Consider the following 4,824-nt stretch of genomic DNA (forward strand, 5'->3'; position numbering starts at 1 on the left):
GGCTCGTCGCCCGGCATGGCCATCGCACCCCCGCTCAGGTGCGCGCCGAACAACTCCGCGTTGATCGGCCAACCGTCGCTGAGCTACCCTTGGCCGCCTGAACAAGCCCAGACGGGTGTCTCATTTCCGGGCCGCGGTACACCGATCCGGCGCTTTGATGGGCCACTGTCATTACGCGCGTCTCTGCGCCACCAGTGCCGAAAACGGTGGCAAAGCGGACACTCTGATCCAGGCGGATCAGAGTGTCGCGAAAAGGAGCGGCTGGAAGCTGTCGCGAAAAGGGCGGTTGGCCATATCGCCGACGCTGACGGTGCTGATCAGGCTACTGGTCACCGGCCCCACCGGTCGGCCGGGTTCCCGATGTCAGGCAGCACGCCGGCAGGCGCCGGCGACGCCGCAGCATCGGAGAATTCTCGCGCATCGTGGCGATGCACGGCGTAGACTCTCCGGGTCGAAGGATGACCCTCCACTCTTTTAAGGAAGTCGGTAGGCCCCATGCCACCCTCCAGGCCCCGCGTACCAGTGCCGCGACCGAGTTTCAGCAAGCCTCGCCCACATACTGCCGCTTCGACCGGAGTCCGACCATCACCCGCCCGTGTGAACGGATCAGCGCTTCAGAAACAGTCTCAGTGGCTCGCCCGCGCGGCCGATGCCGAACGCACCGGAGATGGCGTGGAGGCTGAACTGTGTCGGCAATATGCTGAGCATTGGTTCCGGGTATCGCGGGGAGAGGATTGAGGGAGGTGAGCTGATGAGCGACATCACCTTGACGCCGCGAGAGCGGGCTCTGATCCGCAACGAATTCATGGTGCGCTTTGGGCAGGCACCGCGGCTGGAGAGCGGCATCCTGGTGAAGCGGTGGGCCACCGGGCCGAACAAGGGGCAGCCGAAGCCAGGAACGGTCATTCAGGGGATGCTGGACCGTGGGCTGCTGGAGTTGCGGGACGACGGCAGCCATTGGCTGCGGGCTCGGTTTACCGAGGCCGGCCTCGCTGCCTTACGGCACATGGCCGAGGATGCTCGCGCCCTTCCACCGGGCGAATACCAGCACGTCCTGGACGAACTCGGAAGCGGGCAACGGGCAGATGACAACGACGCGTCGTCGGCTATCCCAGGTTCGCGATCTGTCGCGTAAAGGAGGTGGTGGAAGATATGGATACACCCACACTGATTCTGTAACATTATAGCGTTCAAATCAGTACAAGCTTTTGCAAATGCATAAGCCGTATAAGGTTTGTCAACAAATACCAGCTGCATTCGCGTGGTTGGCGCCGCTTTGCCATCTCTATATTTGATCAGTTTTGATTGGTCTTTACTACCCTTGTATCGCTCCATGTCAGAACCCGCCCGTCTCCTGCGTGCAGTTCCAGACGGGCAACTGGGAGGCCCGATTCAGCGGCGATCATTAAGGATCGCGGTTCATCAGGGCCATAGAGATGGTCTTCACCCCACTGGCGTAGCGCGACGATAACGAGGAAAAGGCCGCGCCCCTTTTCCGTCAGGACATATTCCTTGTAGGCGCTGCCGTCCGAAGCCGGCGCGGTCTCCAGAATGCCGCGTTCGGTCAGCTCGCGCAGCCGGGTTGCCAACATTCCCTTAGCAATGCCAAGGCCGCTCTGAAACTCGTTGAATCGTCGCACTCCGTCGAAGGCGTCGCGAATGATCAGCAGTGACCACCAATCTCCGATAACATCAAGCGCGCGCGCCACCGGGCAACCCGCATCCCACAGACTGACCCGCTTGACCATGTCACCGGTCTCCACCGTGAAAAACTGGTCCTAAAATAGAACTGGATTTCTTGATGCGCAAGTGGTCTCGATATGAAACCAGATTGGCTTCACGAACGGGATCACTATGCAGAGCGCAAGCGGACCAAGGGGACGGCTCCAGCCGGATAGTGGGCTATCAAGAATTAGGACGCTGATCTTTGCTGTTGCCGCCGGGCTCAGTGTAGCAAACATCTATTACGCTCAGCCATTGCTCGACGCGATCGCGAGGGATTTTGGAATTTTGCCCGCTGCGATCGGCCTTGTTGTAACACTGACCCAGGTTGGCTATGCGTTAGGGCTGATTTTCATTGTTCCGCTCGGTGATATACTTGACCGCCGTCGGCTTGTCATTGGCCAAGGCCTTCTGTCGATCGTCGCGTTGATCGCTGTAGCGACAGCGAACACCCAAGGGGTTCTATTCACCGGCCTGGCCGCGATGGGCCTACTCGCTGTCGTGGTGCAGGTTCTGGTCGCCTTCGCCGCGACGCTGGCAACGCCTGCTGAACGGGGCAGGGCGGTCGGCACGGTGACGAGCGGCGTCGTCATCGGCATCCTTGCCGCCCGCTTTGTCGCCGGGCTGCTCGCCGATCTCGGCGGCTGGCGGGTGGTCTATCTGACATCGGCCGTTCTGATGGCGGTCATGGTCGGGCTGTTGACGCGTGTTCTGCCGCGAAATGCGCTGCCGAGCAGCACCGACAGCTACGCCGAGACACTGCGTTCCATTCCCGCCCTGTTTCTGCGTGACCGGGCTTTGCTGGCTCGCGGTCTTCTCGCTCTGCTGATCTTCGCGACCTTCAGCACATTCTGGACAAGCCTGGTTCTGCCGCTCAGCACCACTCCTTTCCACTACTCGCACACGCAGATCGGGCTGTTCGGTCTGGTCGGTCTAGCAGGTGCGGCAGCCGCGATAGGTGCGGGACGCCTCGCGGACCATGGTCTCGGCCAATGGACGACGGCGCTGTCTCTCACGCTCCTGCTGCTGTCATGGGGGCTGATCGCGTTTCTACCGTCGTCGATTCCGCTTCTGCTGATCGGCGTTGTCCTGCTCGATCTTGCCGTGCAGGCGGTCCACGTCACCAACCAGAGCATCATCGTCGCTCGCCACCCGACGGCACGCAGCCGTCTCGTCGGCGGCTACATGGTTTTCTATTCGATTGGCAGTGCCATGGGAGCAAGTGCCGCGACATTGGTCTACGCCCATGCTGGCTGGCACGGCGTTTCCATGCTGGGAGCCGCATTCAGTGCAGTTGCAATGCTGACTTGGGTTTGCGCGCGCCGCTTGTTGGTCAGTAGCGAAGCGACGGAATGCGCCGACGGACTCTAAGCTTCTGGTTTGCCAGCGGCGTCCTGGTAGAGCGACCAGCCGGTCGGTCGCCAATATCGGCTCGTGCGTGGTCGAGACCTGCGCGCTCTCGGCACCAATCAGAGGCATGTTTTTCGCACGCGTAGAGCATGTGCGGCGTAGGCTCGGTTCCCAAGGCAGTGTCGCGATAAGGAGCGATCGGGATACCCGGCCATTGTCGCGAAAGGGGCGGCATCGCCACCTCGCCGGCATGCCGGCGGCGATCCGGATCAGGCTAGCCAGCACCAGCCCGGCCGGCTCCTCGATCTCCACCGCGGCCGCCAGCTCGTCGACGTCGAGGCTCCGCGCTTGGTGTGCGTCGTCCGGTGCCGACGGCGCGGAGCCGCCCTGGGCGATCACCTCGCCGGCACCGCTGGCGGCGATCCGGATCAAGCTGACCAGCACCGGCCCGGCCGGTCGGCCGCCGCATGTTCCATAACGCCCGAAGTCTTTTTTTCAGACGGTGCCGACGGGGTATCGGAAGCGCGAACGTCGGCAGCAGAGCCGACTTGCGACATAACGACCACCGCCCCAGACAACGCCTTGCCGACGATGACGACGCCCTCGATATGAACAGTCTGGGCTCTTTCTGCTGTGCAATGGTTGTTATCTGGATGGAGATGACGGTCATAAACTCTTTGATGCGGATGACAGATGTACGACTCCCCTCATGTTTTGCTGGCTGAGGACGAGGATCTGGTTGCCATGGTCGTGGCCGAAGTTCTGGAGTCCGAAGGGTTTCGGGTCACCGTCACGCACAATGGACTGGCAGCCGTCGAGGCTGACGCCACCGATCCAGCCGACCTCCTGCTCACCGACATGCGCATGCCGGTGATGGACGGCGAGGCCTTGATCCGGATCATCCGGCAGCGGCGCCCCGACCTGCCGGTCGTCGTTACCACCGGATACAGCGAGCATCTTCCGAACGAGGAGCCGGGACGGTTGGTGGTCCTGCGCAAGCCTTATTCCTTGTCCGCGCTGATCCCGGCGATCACCGCCCTGCTGTCCCGGCGAACGGAGCTGGCCTCCTGAGCGAGTGGGGAAATCGGCACCTGCGGCTGGCCGCCCCGCTTGGGGGTCGGCGGATCATGGAGTCCACAGTGCGGCGCGCAACGGGACATGGTCGAGCCTGCTACGGTGGAATAGGCGATCCTCCGACGACGAGCAGATCCGGGCGACGCGGGAGCGGGCGCGGCGCGCTGCCGAAGCGGCGGCGGCCGAGGTTGCGCTGTTGCGGTGTAAGCGGGCGGCGGCGACTGGGGAGCGGCGGTTCCAGGACATCCGAGCGTGGTGGAGGTTGAGGCGGCGGGTGGGCGGTGATCGGCCCTAAGCACGGCTGCAAATCCCTATGCTCTATAAACGCTATGCCGGTCACGGCTCTGCTCAAAGACTGGCCGGGGCCCCTCGCTTTCGGTTGTGTAGTCTGGCTTTCCCACTCAGCGCACCAGCAGGAAGCAGAGACAGAACTTGGTTCCTCGCTCCGTTGGTGCCTGCTCGACCTCGCCTCCGAGCTGTTGAGCAAGCCCCGCTACCAGCGTCAGCCCGGTACTGCCTGGCCGCGGCTCACCCATGCCGATCCCATTATCAGCGACGATCAGACAGCCCTGGCCGCGCCCCTCATCGGCGGTGAACTCCACGCGCACCGTGCCGGAGCCGTCCGGAAACGCGTACTTGACGGCATTGGTCACCAGTTCGTTGGTGATCAGCCCCAGT

The 4,824-nt window shown here is 62.7% G+C and carries 7 protein-coding genes; 5 read left to right on the forward strand and 2 right to left on the reverse strand.

Annotation, left to right across the window (positions count from 1 at the left end):
* Positions 1-495 precede the first annotated feature (495 nt).
* Both VD964_RS26685 and VD964_RS26690 read left to right on the forward strand, forming a co-directional pair.
* Complete coding sequence (locus tag VD964_RS26685; RefSeq protein ID WP_324871489.1) at positions 496-738, forward strand: DUF4167 domain-containing protein; 243 nt, start codon at positions 496-498, stop codon at positions 736-738.
* Positions 739-751: 13 nt separating this feature from the next.
* Positions 752-1,135: a hypothetical protein gene (locus VD964_RS26690; protein ID WP_324871490.1), complete on the forward strand. Its 384-nt coding sequence runs from the start codon at positions 752-754 to the stop codon at positions 1,133-1,135.
* A 160-nt stretch (positions 1,136-1,295) separates the two neighbouring features.
* Here the strand turns inward: VD964_RS26690 and VD964_RS26695 are convergent, their stop codons facing one another.
* Positions 1,296-1,748 (reverse strand): helix-turn-helix domain-containing protein, encoded by a 453-nt coding sequence (locus tag VD964_RS26695; protein WP_324871491.1) that lies wholly within the window; start codon positions 1,746-1,748, stop codon positions 1,296-1,298.
* 106 nt (positions 1,749-1,854) lie between these two features.
* Here VD964_RS26695 and VD964_RS26700 point away from each other — a divergent pair, with 106 nt between their 5' ends.
* From VD964_RS26700 to VD964_RS26710, 3 genes are all read left to right on the forward strand, one after another.
* Positions 1,855-3,093, forward strand: a complete 1,239-nt coding sequence (locus tag VD964_RS26700; RefSeq protein ID WP_414637281.1) for an MFS transporter — start codon at positions 1,855-1,857, stop codon at positions 3,091-3,093.
* A 193-nt stretch (positions 3,094-3,286) separates the two neighbouring features.
* Positions 3,287-3,550 carry a hypothetical protein gene (locus VD964_RS26705; protein WP_324871492.1) on the forward strand — a complete coding sequence of 88 codons (264 nt, stop codon included), beginning with the start codon at positions 3,287-3,289 and terminating at the stop codon, positions 3,548-3,550.
* A gap of 215 nt (positions 3,551-3,765) precedes the next feature.
* The gene (locus tag VD964_RS26710) at positions 3,766-4,143 is read left to right on the forward strand and encodes a response regulator (protein WP_324871493.1); all 378 of its coding nucleotides are present in this window, start codon (positions 3,766-3,768) and stop codon (positions 4,141-4,143) included.
* A gap of 404 nt (positions 4,144-4,547) precedes the next feature.
* Here VD964_RS26710 and VD964_RS26715 read toward each other — a convergent pair.
* Positions 4,548-4,824, reverse strand: a 277-nt coding sequence (locus VD964_RS26715; protein WP_324871494.1) for a sensor histidine kinase, incomplete at its 5' end; no start/stop codon positions are given.

It is taken from the genome of Azospirillum sp., assembly GCF_035628975.1.
Classification (GTDB): domain Bacteria; phylum Pseudomonadota; class Alphaproteobacteria; order Azospirillales; family Azospirillaceae; genus Azospirillum.